The 20,996-nt window shown below is 41.3% G+C and carries 20 protein-coding genes and 2 pseudogenes; 1 reads left to right on the forward strand and 21 read right to left on the reverse strand.

The features are described 5' to 3' along the window. Positions 1-17: 17 nt before the first annotated feature. Both ACYQ3Q_RS21825 and ACYQ3Q_RS21830 read right to left on the reverse strand, forming a co-directional pair. On the reverse strand, positions 18-1,205 hold the full coding sequence (locus ACYQ3Q_RS21825; RefSeq protein WP_045577050.1) for a M24 family metallopeptidase: 1,188 nt from the start codon (positions 1,203-1,205) through the stop codon (positions 18-20). A gap of 107 nt (positions 1,206-1,312) precedes the next feature. Further along, on the reverse strand, positions 1,313-1,924 hold the full coding sequence (locus ACYQ3Q_RS21830; RefSeq protein WP_459930598.1) for a TetR/AcrR family transcriptional regulator: 612 nt from the start codon (positions 1,922-1,924) through the stop codon (positions 1,313-1,315). 320 nt (positions 1,925-2,244) lie between these two features. Between ACYQ3Q_RS21830 and ACYQ3Q_RS21835 the strand changes: the two genes are divergently transcribed. Beyond that, positions 2,245-3,321: a GTP pyrophosphokinase gene (locus ACYQ3Q_RS21835; RefSeq protein WP_459930599.1), complete on the forward strand. Its 1,077-nt coding sequence runs from the start codon at positions 2,245-2,247 to the stop codon at positions 3,319-3,321. A gap of 223 nt (positions 3,322-3,544) precedes the next feature. Here the strand turns inward: ACYQ3Q_RS21835 and ACYQ3Q_RS21840 are convergent, their stop codons facing one another. The 19 genes and pseudogenes from ACYQ3Q_RS21840 to ACYQ3Q_RS21930 all read right to left on the reverse strand — a co-directional run. Then, positions 3,545-4,030, reverse strand: coding sequence for a DUF5301 domain-containing protein (locus ACYQ3Q_RS21840; protein ID WP_459930600.1), 486 nt, complete (start codon positions 4,028-4,030; stop codon positions 3,545-3,547). Positions 4,031-4,039: 9 nt separating this feature from the next. Further along, entirely contained in the window at positions 4,040-4,357 is a 318-nt protein-coding gene (locus ACYQ3Q_RS21845; RefSeq protein ID WP_045577230.1) for a type II toxin-antitoxin system RelE/ParE family toxin, read from the reverse strand. Next, positions 4,335-4,625 carry a type II toxin-antitoxin system Phd/YefM family antitoxin gene (locus ACYQ3Q_RS21850; protein WP_045577231.1) on the reverse strand — a complete coding sequence of 97 codons (291 nt, stop codon included), beginning with the start codon at positions 4,623-4,625 and terminating at the stop codon, positions 4,335-4,337. The genes ACYQ3Q_RS21845 and ACYQ3Q_RS21850 overlap by 23 nt, the downstream gene beginning before the upstream one ends. A 155-nt stretch (positions 4,626-4,780) precedes the next feature. Further along, positions 4,781-5,038 (reverse strand): annotated as a pseudogene (locus ACYQ3Q_RS21855) (hypothetical protein); the annotation flags it as partial. A gap of 779 nt (positions 5,039-5,817) precedes the next feature. Further along, entirely contained in the window at positions 5,818-9,825 is a 4,008-nt protein-coding gene (locus ACYQ3Q_RS21860; RefSeq protein WP_459930601.1) for a RecQ family ATP-dependent DNA helicase, read from the reverse strand. Positions 9,826-9,952: 127 nt separating this feature from the next. Then, positions 9,953-10,888: an IS3 family transposase gene (locus tag ACYQ3Q_RS21865; protein ID WP_459928312.1), complete on the reverse strand. Its 936-nt coding sequence runs from the start codon at positions 10,886-10,888 to the stop codon at positions 9,953-9,955. Then, positions 10,825-11,118, reverse strand: coding sequence for a transposase (locus tag ACYQ3Q_RS21870; RefSeq protein ID WP_459927971.1), 294 nt, complete (start codon positions 11,116-11,118; stop codon positions 10,825-10,827). The genes ACYQ3Q_RS21865 and ACYQ3Q_RS21870 overlap by 64 nt, the downstream gene beginning before the upstream one ends. Before the next feature lie 56 nt (positions 11,119-11,174). Beyond that, positions 11,175-11,603, reverse strand: coding sequence for a VOC family protein (locus ACYQ3Q_RS21875; protein ID WP_459930602.1), 429 nt, complete (start codon positions 11,601-11,603; stop codon positions 11,175-11,177). Between the two features lie 60 nt (positions 11,604-11,663). Then, positions 11,664-11,849 (reverse strand): hypothetical protein, encoded by a 186-nt coding sequence (locus ACYQ3Q_RS21880; RefSeq protein ID WP_459927895.1) that lies wholly within the window; start codon positions 11,847-11,849, stop codon positions 11,664-11,666. After that, a complete protein-coding gene (locus tag ACYQ3Q_RS21885; protein ID WP_459927896.1) occupies positions 11,839-13,143 on the reverse strand; it encodes an IS91 family transposase in 1,305 nt (434 codons plus the stop codon). Before ACYQ3Q_RS21885 ends, ACYQ3Q_RS21880 begins: the two co-directional genes overlap by 11 nt. Before the next feature lie 435 nt (positions 13,144-13,578). Next, positions 13,579-14,460, reverse strand: coding sequence for a phosphatidylserine decarboxylase (locus ACYQ3Q_RS21890; protein ID WP_459930603.1), 882 nt, complete (start codon positions 14,458-14,460; stop codon positions 13,579-13,581). A gap of 76 nt (positions 14,461-14,536) precedes the next feature. Continuing rightward, on the reverse strand, positions 14,537-14,764 hold the full coding sequence (locus tag ACYQ3Q_RS21895) for a helix-turn-helix domain-containing protein (protein WP_459930604.1): 228 nt from the start codon (positions 14,762-14,764) through the stop codon (positions 14,537-14,539). A 90-nt stretch (positions 14,765-14,854) separates the two neighbouring features. After that, positions 14,855-16,039, reverse strand: a complete 1,185-nt coding sequence (locus ACYQ3Q_RS21900; RefSeq protein WP_459930605.1) for a plasmid pRiA4b ORF-3 family protein — start codon at positions 16,037-16,039, stop codon at positions 14,855-14,857. A 99-nt stretch (positions 16,040-16,138) separates the two neighbouring features. Then, positions 16,139-16,360: a DUF5131 family protein gene (locus tag ACYQ3Q_RS21905; protein ID WP_459930615.1), complete on the reverse strand. Its 222-nt coding sequence runs from the start codon at positions 16,358-16,360 to the stop codon at positions 16,139-16,141. Between the two features lie 35 nt (positions 16,361-16,395). Further along, a pseudogene (locus ACYQ3Q_RS21910) lies at positions 16,396-18,617 on the reverse strand (DUF3427 domain-containing protein); the annotation flags it as partial. 98 nt (positions 18,618-18,715) lie between these two features. Further along, the gene (locus ACYQ3Q_RS21915; protein ID WP_459930606.1) at positions 18,716-19,564 is read right to left on the reverse strand and encodes a ThiF family adenylyltransferase; all 849 of its coding nucleotides are present in this window, start codon (positions 19,562-19,564) and stop codon (positions 18,716-18,718) included. Positions 19,565-19,651: 87 nt separating this feature from the next. Further along, positions 19,652-19,978: a hypothetical protein gene (locus ACYQ3Q_RS21920; protein ID WP_459930607.1), complete on the reverse strand. Its 327-nt coding sequence runs from the start codon at positions 19,976-19,978 to the stop codon at positions 19,652-19,654. A 5-nt stretch (positions 19,979-19,983) separates the two neighbouring features. Further along, positions 19,984-20,685: a hypothetical protein gene (locus ACYQ3Q_RS21925; RefSeq protein WP_459930608.1), complete on the reverse strand. Its 702-nt coding sequence runs from the start codon at positions 20,683-20,685 to the stop codon at positions 19,984-19,986. A 28-nt stretch (positions 20,686-20,713) separates the two neighbouring features. Next, positions 20,714-20,996 (reverse strand): SMODS domain-containing nucleotidyltransferase (locus ACYQ3Q_RS21930; protein ID WP_459930609.1); only part of this gene is annotated, 283 nt, incomplete at its 5' end.

Consider the following 20,996-nt stretch of genomic DNA (forward strand, 5'->3'; position numbering starts at 1 on the left):
TCCTGCAAAAATAAGGGCTATTGTTTGACATATAATATATTTTCATCAAACAATGTCAACGTTTCCAGTCCTTTTTCCCCCACAACAAAAGTGTTTTCTATTCCCACAGCACCTTCCGGGAAAATAAATTTTGGCTCTATGGCTATGACCATGTTCTTCTCCAGTGGCGTTTTAAAACCTAAGGCCAACACCGGCCATTCATTAAGTTCTATACCTATGCCATGTCCAATAAAAGGCACGGGCTCGGAGTAGCCCATAAAATGCTCTCCGTATCCGGATTCGGCAGCCATATTAATCGCATACCAGTAAATGTCCTCGCACAACGCCCCCGGTACAGCCATCTGCTTAACGGCCTCTTGAATGAGTAAAGCTGTCTCATGAGCATGTACAAGTTTATCCGGCAGTTGACCGATACAGAATATCCGGGTTTGGTCTGCCAAATAACCGTCTTTAACCCCTACAAAATCAATCATAACTGGCTCATTCCGGGCTATTTTTTTATAGCCTGCTCCCTGTGGGAAGGAAATGCTTACTCCCAGTCCACCGGTGGGACTTTCCATACAACTAGGTATGGCCCCATTAGTGCCGGACAATACGTGGCCATAATAAACTTCCTGGTCAAATCCCCGCATTTTTACAGTGCCCGAGTGTCCTGCCAGGCGATACACCATCTCCAGCTGACCCGCCAGTTCTAATTCAGTAATACCCTCTTTTAAATAGTCCTTGACCCGGGAAAATAGAGTGTAATTAAGTTGGGCGGCGTCCCGGAGCACCTCCAGCTCAAAGGATGACTTAACCATGCGCACAGAACGAATTAATCCACTGATATCTACAATCTGAGCACCCTCAAATAGCTTTTGAAAAAGCAGGTACAGCGCCGCAGGCAATACGTCCAGCTCAAGCCCCAAGGTAGTTATGTTATTATATCCATACACATTTAGCATTTTGGTCAAGTCTTTCACATTAGCCAAGGGAACGATATCTTCCAACGCCGATTCTCCTTGGGCACGGGTAAAGCTTCTTTTCACCATCAACAAAGGCTTGCCCTCCGCAGGGATAAACAGGTGGGCACGATGAGCGGTGCCCGCAAAATAAAACATATCCGCGCTATCCACGATTAACGCACCGTCAACGCCTTTTTGCTGCAACAGTTTTTGCAATGCGGTAATCCGCCTTGTCAGTTCACCTGCTGGAGTCAACCTCATTATATAACACCTCTCTTTTCATGTAAGTTAAATAGCGAACGTACGGACGTTCACTTCTTCTTTAAACAATAAGGACCGTTGTTCAAACACTGATAACAAAAGTCCTTTCAGAATAACAACTTGTTGTTGACTAAACCTTTGGCCAGGGTTTCGTGGAAAGATATAACCATTTCTACCATTTCTTCGTTAGTTATATCCTTTAATACTATCCATTTGTACAACAGGAATTTTTCTACTGCCAGTATGGCGTGGGCGACCGGAGGGACCGAAACCTTATTAAAAGCACCCTTATTAATGCCATACTCAATATTCCTAATATAAAACTCAATTAATTTATCCTCAAACTGCTTCAGGCATTTGTCAATTGCTTCACTTGTGCCCGCTACTCGACTATATATTTCTGATAGTTTCTCGTTCTGGGCGAAGATTTCCATGGTTACACGTTTTGTTTCTACAAATCTTTTGTACAAATCTTTTTCGGTTGTGTAATAGGTGCTAACGCCTGAAATAATTTGATCCGCGAATTCTTCCAGAAGCGCTTTTAAAATATCCTCCTTATCAATAAAGTAATTATAAAAGGTACCAGTTCCAAAACCTGATTTAACTATTATTTCGCGGACTGAAGTATTAAAATATCCCTTTTCAACAAATAGATCAATAGCGCATTCCAAAAGTCTTTGCCGACGTTCTTTGTTTTGCCTTAATTTTGGGATAGGCATCTCTATACCCCCGTCCTGAGTGTACATTCGTTCACCTAAATTATAATATGATTGTTAATAACGGTCAACTTCAAATGTTGGTGGTATATTGCCTTAAAGGAGTCAATTTTAAAATATACATCCATTTCCTCATTCAAACCGTTCATAATGAAGCCATATGAGAATGCCTAGATAGGACATTTCGGGTAAGGTTTGATATTGGCTCATCATCTCCAGCATAAACAAAAGCGGCGACAAGAATCAATAGACTTTTATATCGCAAAATAAATGTGATAACATAATAACAACAAAAAACTAAAGAAGCCGAAGGGAAATTTAAGATGGCCAATCAAAATTCAGCCGACATCCTTGCCAAATTTGATCAAGCTTATCCCGTCTATTCCGATTTTACAAATGTCACCGAAAACTTGTTAAAAGGAATACTTCAGCTTAAGGGTATTAACGTTCACTCGATCACTTCCCGGGTAAAGAGCCGGGAGAGCTTAAAAAGAAAGGTAAACCGGGAAGATGATAAATACACCAAACTGGAAGACATCACCGATTTAGCCGGGATTCGGATTATCACTTATTTCGCTGACCAGGTGGATCTTATCGCGAGTTTCGTGGAAGAGGAATTTGAAGTAGATCGGGCAAATTCCGTGGACAAGCGTGAATTGATTGACCCTGAGAAATTCGGCTATCTCTCCCTTCACTATGTCGTCAAACTTCCCTCCTTTAGGCTCCAGCTTATTGAGTACCAGCGCTTTAAAGATTGCAAAGTGGAAATTCAAGTTCGCTCTATCCTGCAGCATACCTGGGCGGAAATTGAACATGACTTAGGTTATAAAAATAAACACGCCGTTCCCCGCGAAATCCGGCGAAGCTTCTCGCGACTGGCAGGATTACTGGAGTTGGCAGATGAAGAATTCATCAAAATTCGTTCCAACCTCGCTAATTACGAAGCCGAAGTTGAAGCTCAGATCGAAAAGACTCCCACAATGGTGCTGATCAATCAGGCATCGCTAAAATCCTATGTCCTGAAATCCCAGCCTATCCGCAGACTCGACCAGATGATCAGTCAGATCGTCAACGCTGATTTGGAATTAAAGGATCGTTTTTTTGGCTATCTCACTACAGTCTTTAGTTACCTGGGAGTGAAAACCATTGGAGAACTCGATGAAATCGTTCAAGACATCGGAGATGATCTCTTAAATTTCCCTCGCAATGGACTCAAAAACAAACAGGGCGAGAAGGTCAATTGGGGGACCTCTTTATTCTACTTGGCTTATGCCATCGTCGGCCGAAGTGGTTCCCCTGAGCAAGTATCCGATTATCTTGAACACTTCAAAATCGAGGCCCCTGAAAGTCGGCAGGAGCTCATCCAACAAATCCTGGCAGCCTATTCTTCGAAATCTTAAAAAAGTTCAAGCCGAAATTGGCTATGCTTCGTATTAATAGGATTAATGAGCTACAGATAATTTATAGTTTGTGGGGAGCGTAAAATGAGTTATAAAATACCTGCTGGATCAATAGAAATTCGCAAAAATGCTCTCCAGAAATTCAAAGTACGTACATACTCCCAATCCTAAAGATTTTAACAAATCACCTGTTGCTGCAATCACCCCAGATGACTTTTTCGCTCTACTGTAGACCCTCGTCCAACGTCAACTGCTCCAGCGAACGAGTTGCCGCTGAGAGTCTGTCGTTATAAATTTTGTGCATCGCTACATTTGTTTCCCTGTCGCTCTTATATTTATATACCCCAATATAAGGCTCCTCGACGTAGTACCCGTCCCCCTGCGTATACAGACACAGCGTCTTCTCCTCCCTTTCCAGAACCAGCCTGACAACAAGGTAATTCTCCTGTGTAGGATAATCGTTTACAGATTGCGTCGGAGCTTTTCTGGCCCCGGAGAGGGCGGACAGAACGGTTTTGATGTCCTCGCTGTCCGTCACCGTCGTACGACCAACACACGTGCCCTTGTTAATCTGTTCCATCTCCATGGAAAGCACAGAGGTCGCATCGGTAAGCTCCAGCTTCAGCGCAGGATTCGTCAACAGGCATACAGACGAGAAAATGACTGCCAATACCGAAATGATCAGTACCCATGCTGCGGGCTTTTTCATTATTTCAGCTCATTTTACCAGCCACCCATAATCCTGCCTGCAATCCACGATATAGTCTACATATACCGTCTGATCCTTTATCTGATAGAGAATTAAATACCACTTTTCGACGAATAGCTTGTGGTACTTATTGAGCGGGATAAATTCCGCATCAAGAAATGGAAAACGCTCCGGCATGGTGGATAGGGGACGAATAGCGTTCATAAGATCGTTTTTTAAATTACGCGCAGCAACGGGGCTTTTTTGTGCCAGAAACCGAACATGGCCCGCCAGCATCTGACGGGCACGGTCGGAAACAATCACTTTATATTGAGGCTTCTTTTCCATGTTCCACCTCATCAATAATGCTCTCCAGATAGCTGTCCAGTTCATCCAGGGTCACTCCGGAACGTCCGGCCAGACGGTCTTCCTCAACAGCCAGCAGTTCTTCGCGTAGTTTCAGCATTTTTTCGCGGCGGGTAAACGCCTCTATATCCATGACCACGAGATCGCCCTCGCCATTTTTCGTAAGATACACAGGCTCACCGGAGGATTTGCACAAAGCCGCAATTTCATTATAATTTTGCCTGATACTTGCGGACGGTTTAATCTGCATGGTATCAACTCCTTATAGTAACATTCTACTTATATTATACCCATTTCTTACTATGCAATCAATTGTTGGTTATAATCTTTAAATCTCCTGTGCCCGTTATAATCGCAATAATATTTTTAATTAGTCGTTCATGTCTTTTCCGCGCTTGGGTATCAATAGCCCTTGAGTAAACCGGCTTGAGCCGCCAGCCCCACAATCGTTACCTTTTTGCTATAGACGTCTGGGGGTGTTACATGATAACCCTCAAAAAACTCCCTGACCTTTAGCTCCTGCTTGGTTTCTATAAGATCATATAGCTTGCTGATTATATTACACTTAGTATTAATCGCATTTCGAATGTTCTCTAAAATGTAGTCCTGGGCTTGTTTTTCCAATTGGATGTAGCAGCCTCTAGGCACATTGGCAAAACCCGTCAAAAGCACAATAAAAATACTCCACGATAACATATTTAAAACGTAAGTTTTATAGACACCTATTGGAAATTAGGATTTACATGACGAAATGGCAAGGGTGAATATTTCGCTCCGAGAGAACCACTGTGTCGGCGAAATAGAGCCATTATCACGGAATAAAAGAGCCAGACTCACGCTCAAGGGAGCCGCCCTAGTTTCAAGCCGTTGTTACAGACCCGAAATTAAAACTTGACATGGGTAGGGATGTGCTACCCTAAATCAAGGGGGTGGGGCTTACCCAAAAGACAGTCTTCCTTTTAGCCACACCCCTCGACCCACTGAAGCACATCCCGTGGGGCCCCATGTCAAGTTTAACCCCAGAGAAAATCGACTTTTTTGGTGGCTCTCTGTTCCGTGAAGGTGGCTCAGTTTGAGCGTGAAGGCGGCTCTCTTTTTCCGCTAAAGCGGCTCTTTCACCCCGAAATACTCAGCAAGGGTAATACAACTTTGGGTGAGTAATCAATAGAAGTTACGTAAATATCGGTAATGATAAGTTCCTCTCGCTGGAACGAATATCGCGGATTTTTTGCAAATATATCGTCAAAAAATTTGGTACTGAAAAGTGAGCCATATATAAAACGGCCAGAATTAATGACAGCAAGAATGATTATGGCAATATTTTTTCAAAGTAAAGCTCTGGTAAAACAATTCTAACCTCGCGCTCTGTGTTTTCTTTCTGCCAGTAGACAATGAATCTTATTTTGGCTGTTCTCGGTACATAATTCTTTTGCCTCATCGACTCAATTTGTTTTAAAAATTGTTTGGAGAAATTTGACAACTGCTTGGCCCTTGGAATTACGGCAGCCATTCCCGTCAACACCAAGGAACTCCCCGCTATTCAGATCCTTAATCAAAGGCCGGCAGTATCGAAAAAAATCCAATTGAACATCCCGATGAGATAATTGCATGACCAATTCTTGGGGTGGAAGATAGGTTTGGGAATCAACAACCACTTGCATATCCTCAGCGTTAATGGAATTCAAATAGTTCCCGTTATCATAAAGGGTAAGATTGCGTTTTGCCCTGGTCATGGCAACATAAAGCTGGCGTTTGGCCTCGTTCGTTCCAGGGTCAAATAAGTCCAGCATCAGAAAGACATTGTCAAACTCTCGGCCTTTAGCCTTGTGAATAGTTGACACAAAGATCGTTTCCCTAGTTTCGCCAATGAAATCTTCCAGCACGGATTCGCGGATAAAGATCTCCAGGTCAGATTTATACTTATACTTTGGATTTGCCGCCTCAAAATCTTTGATAAGATTAAGACAACTCTCTAAATTCAAGCTGCTGCCAAACCGCTCTGCCAGTTTCCGTTTGGCATTTTCCCAAAGATCATCATGGATGATATAGACATCGTCAGCCAAATTGAGGCGGCTCAGAAAATACCGGATTTCCAAAAGGTTATAGAGACTAAACCCTTCATTGGACTGAATCAGCTTAGCCTGCCTACCGCTCTTCATGAGCAGTCCTGCAATCTGTAAAGCCTCTTCATTCCTCTTAGTCAAAACACACGTGCTTCCGGTAAGCCCTTCCGCGAGGATGTCCTTGACTAACGGAGTAATCAAATGACGGCTTCGATAGCGGACCCGTTTAATCTTGCCATTGTCACTCTGTACAGCCATAATGGGCGTGTGCTTTAACCGGTTCGGAATTCGCATTAAAAACTGGTTGGTAAAATCGACGAGATTGCGCTTGCTCCTGTAGTTTTCAACCAGTTCAACCAGCACGGCATCTGGTTCCGTAATCAGGTTCTCCATATATTTGGAACTTGCGCCCCTGAATTCAAAAATATTCTGGTCATCATCCCCGACGGCAATGATCCGCATCCCCTCGTTCTGTTCCATCAAAGCCTTGACCAAGGCAAATTCATGGGCATCCATGTCCTGGGCTTCATCAATGACCAAGACCGTTTTCGTAATCCTGCCCGGTTCAACTTGTCCGTTCTTGATCCGCTTAATCGTTTCCAGAATGATCTCACCTGACTTTTCCAGGGATCCAACTCTGCCCAATAAGTCAAAGCAGTAGGAATGAAAGGTTTTGATCTCGATGAAGTGGGCGGGATTGCCGATCAGCTTTAACAAACGCTTTTTGAATTCCGTAGCATCCGATCTGGAAAATGTCACCATCAGCAATTGCTCATGCTTGACATCTTCCATTAACAATAGAGACGCCAACTTATGCACCAGAATCCGCGTCTTACCGCTTCCTGGTCCGGCGGCGACGACAATGGTCTTTGATTCCTTATCATTGATGATTTTAAGTTGGGTCGGTGATAATTCGCCAAACAGTTGTTTGAACTTTGAGGGTGTAATGTTTCGTTTGATTTCGTCCTGACGGCTGCCCGGAAAATATTTATGCAGAAAGGATAGGTAATTCAACTTAAAATAATCATCAACAAATTGCAGGGCCTCTTGATAATTCCTGATCATTTTCCGGGCATATTCGCCAACAATATGGATTTGCTGGACTTTATTCTGGTAATACTGTTCCAGTCTCTGGTAATCCTCTACTTTGTAACGCTTTTTATTGTCCTTCTCCAGACGTTCAATCGTCAGCGCATTATAAACCACCATAAAGCCGCCCTCGATCTTCAAGGCTTCGATTCTGGAAAGATGGAAAAGTGCATCCTCGATCTCTTCCGTCGTCGCGCTAGTCCGAAAGAGGGTGGATCTCTGGGCATATTTATCTTTCAGTTCCAAAACAGAAAAAGCAACCGGCACTTCCTCCGGACTGCTTTCCTCCGTACCTGAGTCTGCTTTACTTAAATCATAAAGTTCAGCCAAAATAAATTGGGCGACATCATTCCGTTTTTCCAGCTTTGCTGTCAAGGTTTCTGAATCAAAAAGCGCAAGAACGGCAAGATGGTTTTTAGAATGGGGTGTCGACTGTCGTTTGATCCAGTTTTTGATCGCCCAAAGATTCAGAATGGTTTTGATCTTATTGGGCGAGACATCTTCACAGGCCGACGCTTCAGCCTGCTCATTCAGCTCCTTGAGGTGGATGATTTTTTCCTCATCACCGATTATGGTGAGTAGAAATTTTTCGATTTGCCCATAGGTCTTCAGGATACTCAGAGAATTTTTCTTGCTATCCTTTTTCTTAATAAAGGCATTCAGGTCTTGAGAATCTGCTAAAATCTTTTCATCCCGCAAAAGACTGACAATCTGGATGACTTCCTCTTTCACAATACCCAAATGATCGGAGATATAATCGATCCTTGCTTCCGCGACTTCATCACCGGAGCGTCCTTTGCTTTTACTGGAGATCAGTTTCTTAATGATCCTCGTGGCCTGTTCCTTTTGCTTATCACTAAAACGACTGGAACTGTAAATCTTCTGAACGGCCTCTTCTGCATTTTTGGCCAAAATACTGTTCGCGTAGAGTCTCGGGCTATTCTGACCTCTTTTCAGATAACCTGCGTTTTCCAAGGCAGCAATCGCCGTGGTCACTCTGGTTCCAATGTCCATGATACTATCATCCCAACCGGCCTTGCGGGCAATCTCTAACGTGGATTGGGATGCCTTGGCCCGTGATTTGGTGATATCTTTAACAGCCTTCCAGATCTGTTGGATTTCCTGGATACTCAGCTTGGTCTGATTCAACATCACAAAATGCTTACTCAGGTCATCGTCATTAAACAGCACAAAACAGGCGGCCGAAATAGTTTCGTCCCGTCCTGCTCTTCCTGCTTCCTGAATGTAATTTTCCAGGGAATCGGAGATGTCGTAATGAATTACCAACCCAACATCTTTCTTATCCACCCCCATGCCAAAAGCAGAGGTGGCTACCATGATCTGAATCTCTCCTCGCATAAAGACATCCTGATTTTCGGTTTTCTCCTGCTTGTCCATCTGACCATGGTAGGCTCTGGCCTGATAACCGTCTTGGGTTAATCTTTGCGCCAATACTTCTGCTTTACGGGTACGTGACACATAAATGATCGTCGGACAATTCTTTTCTTCGATCATATTCCTAAGGGTGTTGTACTTTTCCTCCTCATCATGCTTCTCGAACACTTGATACTGAAGATTGCTTCTGGAGGCATTGGAACTAAATACTTCCAAATCCAGGGATAACTTTTCCTTGAAATAAGCCCGGATATCTTCTATCACCTTCTGCTTGGCTGTCGCCGTAAAACAAGAAACAGGGATCCCTTCCGGAAGACTTTTCTTTTCCTGAAAGCTTTTGATAAAGTCCCCAATATATAAATAGTCCACCCGAAAATCTTGACCCCATGATGAAAAACAGTGAGCTTCATCGATCACGAAACGGACCACATTTCTCCCTAAAAGCAAACGTTCAATGGTCCTGGAACGCAACGATTCTGGCGATATATAAAGAATAGAGGCTGAACCATTTTCTACTCTTTCCAAAGCTTTGGCCCTTTCTATCGGGTCCAGCAGACCATTAATCGTCACAGCATCTGTGATATTCAATTTTTCCAGGTTATCCACCTGGTCTTTCATCAAGGACTGCAAAGGGGAGATGACGACTGTCAGCCCCTTGGTGTTGATCCCGCTCATTAAGGCCGGCACTTGAAAGGTAATGGACTTCCCGCCACCGGTAGGAAAGATGGCCAAAAGAGATTTGTTGTCAACTGCGGCTTGGACGGCATGCTTCTGTAAAGGTTCCCCTGCATAGGTTCGGTAATCATCAAAGCCGAAGAAACGTTTCAGCCCTTGATGAATGTCAAGCGCCTGATCGCAATACGCACAGCCTGTCAGGCACGGGCTGCTTCTTAATAAAAACATGATCCGTTCTACTGCCGGATAGCTCTTCAAAACCCAGGGCGGTGTAATGGAATACCGGTTATCAGTATTTGGTCTTCTGTCAAGATTTCGGACAGGTTAAAAGTAGAAATAATCCCAGTTTATCAATTTAACACACTAAAGTATTTTCAAAATTATAGGGTGACATCATGCCACAATGTTCATGAATTCTAACGGTGTTATAAAAAGCTTCAATATACTCAAAGACTAATTCCTGAGCGTGTTTAGTGTTTTTAATCACATAACGGTTGAGCCATTCTCGCTTAATTAAAGCATGGAAGGCTTCTATACATGCATTGTCCCATGGGGTTCCCTTCTTTGAGTAACTGTGAATAAAATGGGCTGCTGGAGTAGCCTCTAAATAGCTTTTAGATACAAATTGAACTCCTCTGTCGCTATGGATTACTATAGGCTGACTAATCTTTCGATTCATTTTAGCTTTTTCAATGGCCTTTAATACATGTTCTGTGGATAAACTATCCGATACCTGCCAGCCTATGATTTTCCTGGAAAACAGATCCATCACACTCGTCAGATAGGCAAATCCAGATAGGGTGTAAACATAGGTTATATCCGTTACCCAAACAGTGTTGGCTGCCTTCGGATTAAAGTCTCTATTAAGAATGTTTTTAAGCTTGTTATCGAACTCGGGATCTATGGTTGTTCTAGTGTAGGGACGTACCCAGATGGCTTTTATTCCTTCTTCTCTCATGTAGTTACCGACGGTCTTCTCTGCGATTACATGCCCCCTTGATTGAAGGATTGATGTTATTTTTGGGGCTCCATATATTTGATGAGATTCATTATAAATCTCTACAATTTCAGCTTTGATTTTTTGCTTCCTTATTTCCTGATCGGATGGAGTTCGTTTGACCCAACTATAATATCCCGATGAAGAAACGCCCAATAATTTGAGCACACTGTTAACAGAAATCTTGCGCTCCTTCGATGCTAGTCTTGTTGCTAAATAAATTGATTCTGTTAGTTGTTCAGTATGCTTATAGCCTTTTTTAAGATGTCCAGCGCATCCTTTGAATCTTTTAATTCCTTCTTTAAGCGAGTAATCTCTTTTTCGGCGTCTGAGCTATGATTGCCCGATCCTCTGTGATTAACAGTACCATGATTTGTTTGAGCACTTGACACCCACTTACTTAAGGCTGACTTGCTAACTTTAAGATCTCCTGCTACTTGTTCTAGGCTTTTGCCAGATGAATGATAATACTCTACAGCATCCTGCTTGAATTCAGCACTATATTGTTTTTTGTGTTTTCCCATTAAACAGTACCCCCTAGTTCAGTTATTTTAATTTTATAATAAACCAGGGAAAATCTCTATTTCAGTTGTCCTATTTCTATTCTAGCATCAGTGTTTATAAATCTCTTAACAACCATAATCATGTTTTCGCCGACTTCAATAATGTGCTTATCCACATCATAGAAACGAACTACTCGCTGGCCCCATGAATGTTCAAAGAGTGGATGAACATATTCGATACTTTTCATAGTGTTTAATTTTGTAACAAAGCCGTCCATGTCATCTTCCTCAAAATATAACTCACATGCATTGTTTCCGAAAACAATTTCTTCATCTTGCTTATGAATAAACCCTTTCCAAGTATCAGCAGTCTGCAATGCAATGCCGCCCGTCAAAGTAACATTTGCCCCAAAATCAGCAACAATCTCTAACCCTAAAACGTCGTGATAAAACTGCTTTGCTTTTTCTATATTTCTTACAACAATCAACGTGCAAGTATACTTCATTCTCACGATCCTCCAATGTAGATTAGATAAGAAAAACCGAGGCTGCGGCCTCGGTCCTTTTTATTGTTCTTGGATATCCGAAATTTTGTATTCATAACCGTGGAGTCCCCTATAATACTCTGGGTACATATCCCCTCCACATTTCTCACAGTTAAACTGCGGAGGAACGGTTGGATCACCATCATCCATAGCATCAAAATTCCTTACGACTTCTAACGGTATTTTCTCTTGCTCATTACACTGCAAACAAATGTAATTGACAGAACTGTTCTCGATCGGCATTCTTCTCTGGTTTTGTGAATTCTTCTTTTTGTTGGGTTTTCGTTGTTTTGATACCGGTGATATTGTAAATCATCCTTTCCAGGCAAGCTCTTGCTACCTCATCACTTGCATACTTTATTGCCAATTGTCCATCTTTTAGGCAGACTTCTCCCTTGTACTCATAATAACACTGACAATGCGGACATACCATTGGATCTTTTCCTGTCTGCTCTTTTATCCGTTGCTCCCATTTTCTTCGTTTTACTATCTTTTTAACCTTTACGATCCATCGTCTTACTTCTTTTTGCCAGACTGAGATTAGTTTTTTACAACGTGCTTTGATTCTTCGGGAATACACACCATAATAACGGATTGTTTTAAATTGCTCATCCGGAATGTGTACGATTAATCGTTTTATAAACTCTTCAACTGTTAGTGTCTCCCGTTTCTCTTGTCCATCTTTTTTGTCATGATATCGATAGGTTACATATTGGCCGTCATATGCCTCGATCCGATGTAACGCTATTGCGGGTCGACGAATATAACGACCGATATATCCTAATTGAACTTTCACATTTCCCTTTTGCTTCGGAGCATAAACATAAAAGCCTTCTCCATTGGCTGAATAGGCTTTCTGTAAAAGATGTTGGATCTTCTTCTTTTCTGCAACGTTTAAATTGCTGCGAATTAGCTTCAAAACTACGGTCTGCCATTGTTTACGCAACATTGGAAAAGGTATATAGTCGTATACCTTCCACTCCCCATTTTTCTTCATTCCGCCCATGCTTACTAGCATATGAACATGAGGATTAAAGTTCATCTGAGCCCCAAACGTATGTAGCCCCGCTATGATTCCTGGCGTTATTTTAAATTTCTTCTTAAACCACTCTTGAATTATCCCGACCGCCTCATCCATAAGAGGTTTAAGTAACTGTCGATGCCTCTGAAATATTTCTCTTAATCCTTCATCTATCGTAAACACGACATGTCGATGATTTACCTGAAGAACGTCTTCTGCCATCATTCGGCTCCATTCCTCAGTTTCACCACTTGAACACGTTGTGCAAAATCTTCCTTTACAACGGTACGGAACGATCCGTAGATCATGGCAGCCTTCGCAAACTAATAGCTTAAACCCATTTTTGGGATTGCCACAATTCCGGAATTTCTCGACTTCTTTAATAACAATTGCTCTTATACGATCTCCGTACTTTTCGACAAATCTATCCCAGTGTCTCTCGTCGTCAAAAAAAATCCGCCTCAAAATGTTATTTTCCATGACTTCATCATACCAAATTCGCAAGTAAAGGGGTACCCTCAAAACTTATACTTTCTGATACGTCAAGTAAAGGGGTACCCTCAAAACTTATACTTTCTGATACGTCGAGAAAACAACTAATCGCTAAGTCTTTCCCCAACCAGGTAATAATCATTTCGAGAGCATGGTAAGGTGGTAAGCCTTTGCGATAGGGTCTGTCTGCGGTTAATGCTTCATAAACGTCGGTGTCGGCTACGATTTGAGCATCGAGATGAATGTTGAAGCAGTGCCCCCAAGGTCAAATACTTAAGTCTCTTCTCTTTATATCCCAAACGCATACCGGTAATTGTTGCTAATAAAGCGACGTTCACGCTATGCACGAACGTTCCGTAATCGTTATGTCCCCGCCCTGCCAATCATACTTCAATAGACAATGCACTTCGTAATATCTTTTCCTTACTTGGAACCAATTCTTTCTCCCATACTTACACTACATTCCATTCCCTTTGCAGTTTGCTCTATGATATCCTTGTCAATTTTACATACATCTTTTTTTAGAAACAAGATGACGGTTGAACCACCAAACTTAAAATAACCTTTTTCATCTCCTTTTTCTACTTTTTTATTATTGTATGTTTGTATAATGGAACCTACAAAAGTAGCACCTACTTCAACATACAGTATCTCCCCAAAATTTTCTGAGTCTAGAATGCTCCATTCGCGTTTATTTGCGCAGAAGATCTTCTTGATTCGATTTAACGAAGTAGGATTTACGGAATAGTAAAATCCTTTGATCTTTGTTGTTGGACTACAAGTTCCATGGTCCACAAAATGAAATCTGTGATAATCTGAGGGGGGCAACCTAACAATAAGGCAACTGCCTTCTGTATAGTTTGAATCTATAGAATCATGTCCTATTAGCTCTGCTAAAGAATAAGTTATCCCTTTTATCTGGATAAGCATCTTTATATCAATGTTCTCATAAGCCAGAATTTTCCCATCACACGGAGATATTAAAATCTTTTTATCACTCTCTATGTTAATTTTTTCCTTTTTTAACTTTCGATAGAAGAATTCATTAAAGTTATTAAAACCCTTTTCAGGCATTTCAAAGCGTGCCATATCAATCTTAAATTCGTTTATAAATTTTTTTATTTTAATTTTGCTTATAGCGCTATCACAATAATACCCGCAAATTCTAGAAGTAATCTTTTTCTTGACAAACAGCTCTAAGATTTTCATTCCCAGAGGGGAGGAGTATATCCAATTAATATAAGATTCTCCTGCAACTAGTTCAATTTCATATTTTTCCGTTTTTCTATTATAAAACTTAATCATGTTTACCTCATTTTTTCTTCATCATTTTTTCTAAACAATATGCCTATAAGTAAGAATCCTACATTCAAGCCTCTTATTATAAATCACTCATATGCTTTAAACCTTCTATATTCCTAATTTTAACTGCAGTCAAACGAAAGTCAATAATTCCCTCATCTTTCATTTGACTCATTTCTCTTGACATGGATGGACGGGAGACATTTAGAAAATCCGAAAGTTCATTCCGATTTAACGGCAGAGTAATATTTACATCTCTTTCCCTACGATATTGTTCCAGCAAATATGTACTAATTTTCCCTCGCATACTCTTGATCGTAAGATATTCAACCTTGATGAATTGCCACCTTTTTTGTTCTAATACTTATATATGAATATTTCTATAGAGACATCCCAACTAATACCTGTATTGATCAGGTGCCTCACCCCGTTTGCCCACAATCTGAGGTGTGAGAGGCAATGGCTTATCTGAGTTTATTTCCTCCACTTCCACTTTAAACTCCCATTCATCACCATAATCAAAGAGGTAAAGAATAGTTTTTCCCGGGTATAACCCCAATTCTCCAATCGTGACTTCCTCAGCATTAGGCCCATCATCAAGCGGTGAATCATAGCGATCATAGGACCATTTCTTATTATCCATAAAAAAGCTATACAAGTGATCATTGTCGAATTCAAACGCCTCTTGGATCGCTAAATGCAATTGATGAAGAGAATGTTTAGCCGCCATATTGATTTTTCGCCATATCCCCCGACTTAAAGAGACTTTGAATAAATAGGTACCTTCCATAAAACCCTGCTGTTCGCGGGGAAGGGTACGCATTAGTTCACCCGGCGCAACTAAAGAGACAAATGCCTTATAAAACGGTTCTCCTAAGCTTTCTCGCCTTGCTCTGGCCAATTCAGCAAACCCCTGAGGTTTTTTGCCCATACTCCGAATAAAATATTCTAGGCTATCAAGGATATCTTGAGATGTTAAGACGCCCTTTTGAATGTTCACTTGATTCCAGTCCAGATAGTCCCGATACTTATACAAAATGGGTGCTATGCACACCCCAAATTCAGTTGGTGTTAGGGTTGTTGCCTCAATTTTTCGCCGAGAAAAGTTCAGAGCTTCTTCATCTTGGGTAAACTGCCAAAAACCAAAATACGTGAAGTACCAAAGAAAATATCCCCAGTCCCATAAGTTGCGCCAAGGAGACTCGGAATCTTTGACATTTAAAGCTTTCCTTGCTTTAGACTGAGCCAACTCTTGCCAAATAGAGGAAATGAGCCTCACATTTGGGATACGTCCATAAGTCGCTTTTTGCAGAGCTCCCCAATCTGCATCGATCCAGAGCGTTTCGAGGAGAAAAAAGTACTGCTCGGCCGACGTCAGTTTTAAGTACTCTTCGTAGCGCTCTGTTACTTTTAATTGAAATCTCCCGCCTTTACTCGGCAGCATTACCGACAATTTAGCAGCCAAAGCTAAATGATAAAACATATGCAACAGAGGATATGAGCCCTGATCAAGCTTAGGGGTAGCGTCTTCCACTTTAAAACTCTTGAATTGATTTAATTCCCACAAGCGTTCCTTAGACATGTACTGGTTTTTAGGAGATAATATGGGTTCCTCCTGCTTCAGGCTATCCATAAACTTCTTAAAGTCTTGCAATAAAGGGTTGGATACGTTTTCGTGATTTCAAACATTCTTTTCTTCTCCTCTATATAGACTATACCATTTCCACTTTAAGGGATCATTCAGACAGTATTCGTGAAGAGTAACCTCAAATCCATTAACATATTTCTTATTTCCCATTAACTTTAAACGTTGAGCCATGATAGCAGCATAGCAGTTTTTACATCCATCAGATATCTTCGTACAACCTGTAACCGGGTTCCAGGTATTTTCTGTCCATTCAATTTTTGATTATGCCATTTTATCTCCTCTGGTAAAAATCAAACCTTCACCGTTTTCTTCATAACACCCCCCGGCAACGGCTCCTTCATCTTCCAGACAATACTAATGGGCGCCGAGCCATAATGGCTTTGAAAATCGGCAAATCCAATACAAGTAAATGGAGAGGCAAAAACCCCCTCCTTCTTATACTCCCTTACAAAGAACAACACGTTCCCACCATTTATTGATTGGTTGATATACCTCTGACCGGTTACCGATTCCTCCGTCGTTCGACTCTGAGACTGCCAATGAAATAATTCCTCATTAATTGAATAATCCTTGTACATCGTTGAAGGAGAATAATCCTTTTCCGACTTGTACAAAGTCACAAAAAAAACATCCAGCTTCTTCTCCGCAAAGTAAAGAACGCCTTCTCGGAAATGACTTCTCTTTTCTTCCGTATGTTTTCCCAGGGCTACAAGAATCTGATCAAACGTATAAGCACAATATAAGTCGAGTGGGTATTCATTCTCAAATCTGGCCAAAGGCTTATCCACGAAATTGATATTGCAGAACTGATAGTCCAGTAAATCCATCAGTTCTTGGTAAAGCCGTGGACATCTTGTGGTGTTACATGGTAACCCTCGAAAAACTCCCTGACCTTTAGCTCATGTTTGATTTCTACAAGATCATAAAGCTTGCCGATCAAATTGCGTTTAGTATTAACCGCATTTCGGATGTTCTCTAAAATGTAGTCCTGGGCTTGTTTTTCCAATTGGATTGAGCAACCTCTTGGCACATTGGCAAAACCCGTCTTAATTTCATGCTCAATAGTTTTTCGAGTCCTAGATAACAACGCTTTAAAGCGGTCTTCAAATGAATACTTCTGATGAGCTTGTCCCACAAAATCCAATACCGTCAGCGCTTCTTTCCCCTCGCAGAGTCTTAGCCCCCTACCTAACTGCTGCAAAAAGACGGTCAAGCTTTCCGTCGGCCGCAGAAAAAGAACCGTATTCACTTCAGGAATATCGATTCCTTCATTATATATATCGACAACAAAAACAAAGGTGATTTCCCTCGTTACCAGGCGCCTCTTCACGCTATCCCTCAGGTCGTTCTCCGATTCCGCAATCAGAAATTCCGAAGGAATGCCCGCTTTGTTAAAAACCAGAGCCATAAATTCAGCATGCTTTTTACTTAAACAAAAGCCAATTCCGATAATCTCCGAACGATCAAGACAATATCGATCCATGGCGTTGATGATATACCCAACTCGTTTTTCGGCAATCGCTTTTTCGAAAACATAGAGGTTTTCTTGCTCCCTCTCATCATAATTTCCAGCAACCCATTGAACCTGACGAAGGTCAACATTATCTGTCACACCAAAATAATGAAAGGGGCTGAGCAATTTTCGTTCAATTGCTTCCCATAAGCGGATTTCGGCAGCAACTCTGCCCTCGAAATATGAATAGATGCTTCGTCCATCCGCTCTCTCTGGAGTTGCCGTCAGCCCGAGTAACACCTTCGGCTTATAATACTCCAAAAGTTCTTGGTAGGATGGGGCAGCGGCATGATGGAATTCGTCAATCACAATATAATCGTAGAAATCGGGCGAAGTGATCTCTGTTAAATCCTTAGAGTTAAAGGATTGGATCGAGACGAACAAATGGTCAAAACTATCCGGCTTTACGCCTCCGACCATCATCGAGCCAAAGTTGAGATTTTTGAGTATCCCTCGAAAGCAAGACAAGCTCTGACTTAATATTTCCTTTCGGTGGGCGACAAAGAGTAGTTTGTTCGTGCTATTCAGGTTTTTCCTGCAAAAGTCCCGGTAATCAAAGGCAGCGATGACTGTCTTACCAGTACCCGTGGCCGCAACGACTAGGTTTTTAAATGAGTGATGGACTTCTCGTTCTGCTTTCAATTTATCCAGAATTTCTTGCTGATAATAGTAAAGCTTAAGATCAAAGTGAAACGCTAATTCATTTGCTTCATCCTGACTGCTTCTCCTCTCAGACTTCAAAGCCTTTCTCAAACGCTCGGAATCAATCGCTGCAATAAAGGGCGTGAACTCAGGATTATTCCAATACCCTTCAAACGTGGCCCGGATTTTCTCCAGAATATCCACTGAGTCATATTGGGATAGCTTAATATTCCATTCCAACCCACTAGTCATAGCTGACTCAGAGATATTCGATGATCCGATATAAACAGTACTGAAGCCTGTATCTCTCCAAAAGACATAGGTTTTAGCGTGAAGGCGAGTCCGTTCAGTATCATACAGCCATAACATGACCTCCAATTCCATAAGGTTCATTGAAGCAACACATAAATGGAACTTCGATTGAATTGTCTTTCAAAATCCTGTTGATTTCAAGGTTAATAGTTTGGCTCTCCCAAAGCGGATATTATCAAGTCGTAATGTGCCAAATTGCTTGTGTCTGAAATAAAACTCTCAGCACTTCGATCAACAAAATTCAATGGGGCAATGTCAGCATAGGGATACTGCGCTTGTAATTTTTCTCTCATCAAATTTGCTTTGTATTTATACTCTTTCGGGCTTATAGAATCAAAACCTAGCCAGTGCCTGTGCACATTTTCCGGCTGAAAAAAATCGTCGTCCAAAATATCTACGTTCATAACCCCAGATTGGCAGAGATTACTGGCGATATATCCTCCGACAGAACCGCAGCCTAACAATAAGACACGCTTATCTTTCAATATTGGTGTGGCTCCGCCCCTCATAGTCAAGTATTGATAATCAATTCGCTCGATAAAAGCATTCTCTACCTTACACGTTTGTGAATTTTCAATTTTGCAATATCTGGAGTTATTAAACTCGATGCGAAAGCCAAATAGAATATCTCCCTCTTTTGCCGGATAAACAAGCAGCAAGTAACGCACGAAATGTTTAACCTTATTACCTAGGAATTTCCGGAATTGCCTTTTGACAGACGATGAAATGTTATCAAGCACATATCTCCGGATAGCATTCCATCTGAACTGCTTGGATAAGGGCATCATAATGCTTCCGTCTCTAATTCTGACCACTAAGCAAGTCCTCTCCAAAGCATCCTTATCAACTGAAAGTCCAAAGGTATTACGAAGAAGGACTTCTGCTTCGTTTTTCGTATTGGCAATAACCCCCACTCCGTTAGCAACAACCATCGGGTATTCACCATATCTGATATCTTGAAGATCAAGACACGAGTAAGCTTTTTTATTCATCACCGAAAGCCAATAGGAATCAAATTCTCTACAAACCTCATCATTATACACTTTACTGCTGGGACGAATATTTAATATTTTTACAGCTTAATCAAAGCAGTCTATCACAAATTGATCAGCCAGCTCCTGCCTGATAAGAATAGCGCTGGAATCAAAAAGGCATAGTTTCCCCTCAGAGCCAACATGGGCACGGAAAGACACATTATCCTTCACAAAAATGTCAGGCAATGATAACGGAAAATGTGGTGCAAACGCAATTGCTATCTGCACTTCTTCATTGTTATTCAGCAATACCATTGCCATGTATTCAGCCAAATACTTTTTGTCGCGGTCCTCGCAAATAGTGAACTCAACATTTCGCTCTTTATTCAGATTTTGAATTATAATTGACAATTCCGCTTTACTTATCGCCATAGTTATTATGCAGACTCCGATGTGCCGACCATACTCTTATCTACGGTCACAGGGAAATCATCTCCAAACAAATCAACCAGAATTGAACAAGCATCCGAACGTTTTTCTTTTGTCTTAACATCATCCAGCTTTTCTAGCATGGAAGCGAGTTTTTGATAGAAACTCTCCATCTGTTTTTCGGTCATCTTCTCAAACAATTCATTGTATGGTTCTACCGGAAGGATTATAGAAACTGTATGATACCGTACATTATCCTTACTACTCCAAGTCAAAGAAAAGGAATTTTTTATGCTGCTAACCAAACTATACAAGGCTGAGAAATCATCATATACATTTTTCTTGGTGGCCCAATCATATGTCTTATTGATTGAAAAAAGGTTATAGGCAAGAATAGTAAGGCTAATACCCGTTGGTGCCTCATTGCCACTTGATGAAAATTTGTGAGTTTTCCATTTCTTCATGTAGCGGATTACTCTGCGAAATTGTGCTGCATCATCTCCGCTGAATTTTCCTCTTACTGTATCAATGAGTCCCTGTGGGTCTACCAGTTCCCATTTCTTATTATCATCACTTGAAAACTCTTTTCCCTTGGCGATATACATTTTCCCATCAGCGTTATTAGCGGCATAAACAGCAAAATCCACATGGAATACGGATTCGCCATCGATTTGATAAGTAACGGTTACACAGGAACGACGAATCTCCACACTCTTTGTATGTCCATACAGGGCATCCCTAACCCATTTTTTTAGGTTCAATCGGGTCAGAATAATCGTCTTTATCCATGCTAAATTTTAATCCTACATCGATATCATAATCTTCATCTTCCGGCAGGATACCAGTCCCCATTGCATAGCTTCCCTGATTAAACGTCGTATAGGATACTGCATCCTTAGAAATGTTGTCCTTCAATTTTTTAAGTAAAATATCCCTTTTTTCTCTTAATGTCGCATTCTCATCGTCCAACTTGATGTTATCATGAAACTCCATAAACTCTTTTTGCAAATTTAACATAATG

This window comes from Desulfosporosinus burensis (genome assembly GCF_054657535.1).

Bases quoted from the DNA above. Each gene is read 5' to 3' on its own strand.
- ACYQ3Q_RS21885 (WP_459927896.1), bottom strand. From the start codon at position 13,143: ATGGAAAATAACATTTTGAGGCGGATTTTTTTTGACGACGAGAGACAC.
- ACYQ3Q_RS21850 (WP_045577231.1), bottom strand. From the start codon at position 4,625: ATGCAGATTAAACCGTCCGCAAGTATCAGGCAAAATTATAATGAAATT.
- ACYQ3Q_RS21825 (WP_045577050.1), bottom strand. From the start codon at position 1,205: ATGAGGTTGACTCCAGCAGGTGAACTGACAAGGCGGATTACCGCATTG.
- ACYQ3Q_RS21900 (WP_459930605.1), bottom strand. From the start codon at position 16,039: ATGTCTAAGGAACGCTTGTGGGAATTAAATCAATTCAAGAGTTTTAAA.
- ACYQ3Q_RS21875 (WP_459930602.1), bottom strand. From the start codon at position 11,603: ATGAAGTATACTTGCACGTTGATTGTTGTAAGAAATATAGAAAAAGCA.
- ACYQ3Q_RS21920 (WP_459930607.1), bottom strand. From the start codon at position 19,978: ATGGCGATAAGTAAAGCGGAATTGTCAATTATAATTCAAAATCTGAAT.
- ACYQ3Q_RS21835 (WP_459930599.1), top strand. From the start codon at position 2,245: ATGGCCAATCAAAATTCAGCCGACATCCTTGCCAAATTTGATCAAGCT.
- ACYQ3Q_RS21870 (WP_459927971.1), bottom strand. From the start codon at position 11,118: ATGGGAAAACACAAAAAACAATATAGTGCTGAATTCAAGCAGGATGCT.
- ACYQ3Q_RS21890 (WP_459930603.1), bottom strand. From the start codon at position 14,460: ATGATTAAGTTTTATAATAGAAAAACGGAAAAATATGAAATTGAACTA.
- ACYQ3Q_RS21895 (WP_459930604.1), bottom strand. From the start codon at position 14,764: ATGCGAGGGAAAATTAGTACATATTTGCTGGAACAATATCGTAGGGAA.
- ACYQ3Q_RS21830 (WP_459930598.1), bottom strand. From the start codon at position 1,924: ATGCCTATCCCAAAATTAAGGCAAAACAAAGAACGTCGGCAAAGACTT.
- ACYQ3Q_RS21845 (WP_045577230.1), bottom strand. From the start codon at position 4,357: ATGGAAAAGAAGCCTCAATATAAAGTGATTGTTTCCGACCGTGCCCGT.
- ACYQ3Q_RS21840 (WP_459930600.1), bottom strand. From the start codon at position 4,030: ATGAAAAAGCCCGCAGCATGGGTACTGATCATTTCGGTATTGGCAGTC.
- ACYQ3Q_RS21915 (WP_459930606.1), bottom strand. From the start codon at position 19,564: ATGAATAAAAAAGCTTACTCGTGTCTTGATCTTCAAGATATCAGATAT.
- ACYQ3Q_RS21860 (WP_459930601.1), bottom strand. From the start codon at position 9,825: ATGTTTTTATTAAGAAGCAGCCCGTGCCTGACAGGCTGTGCGTATTGC.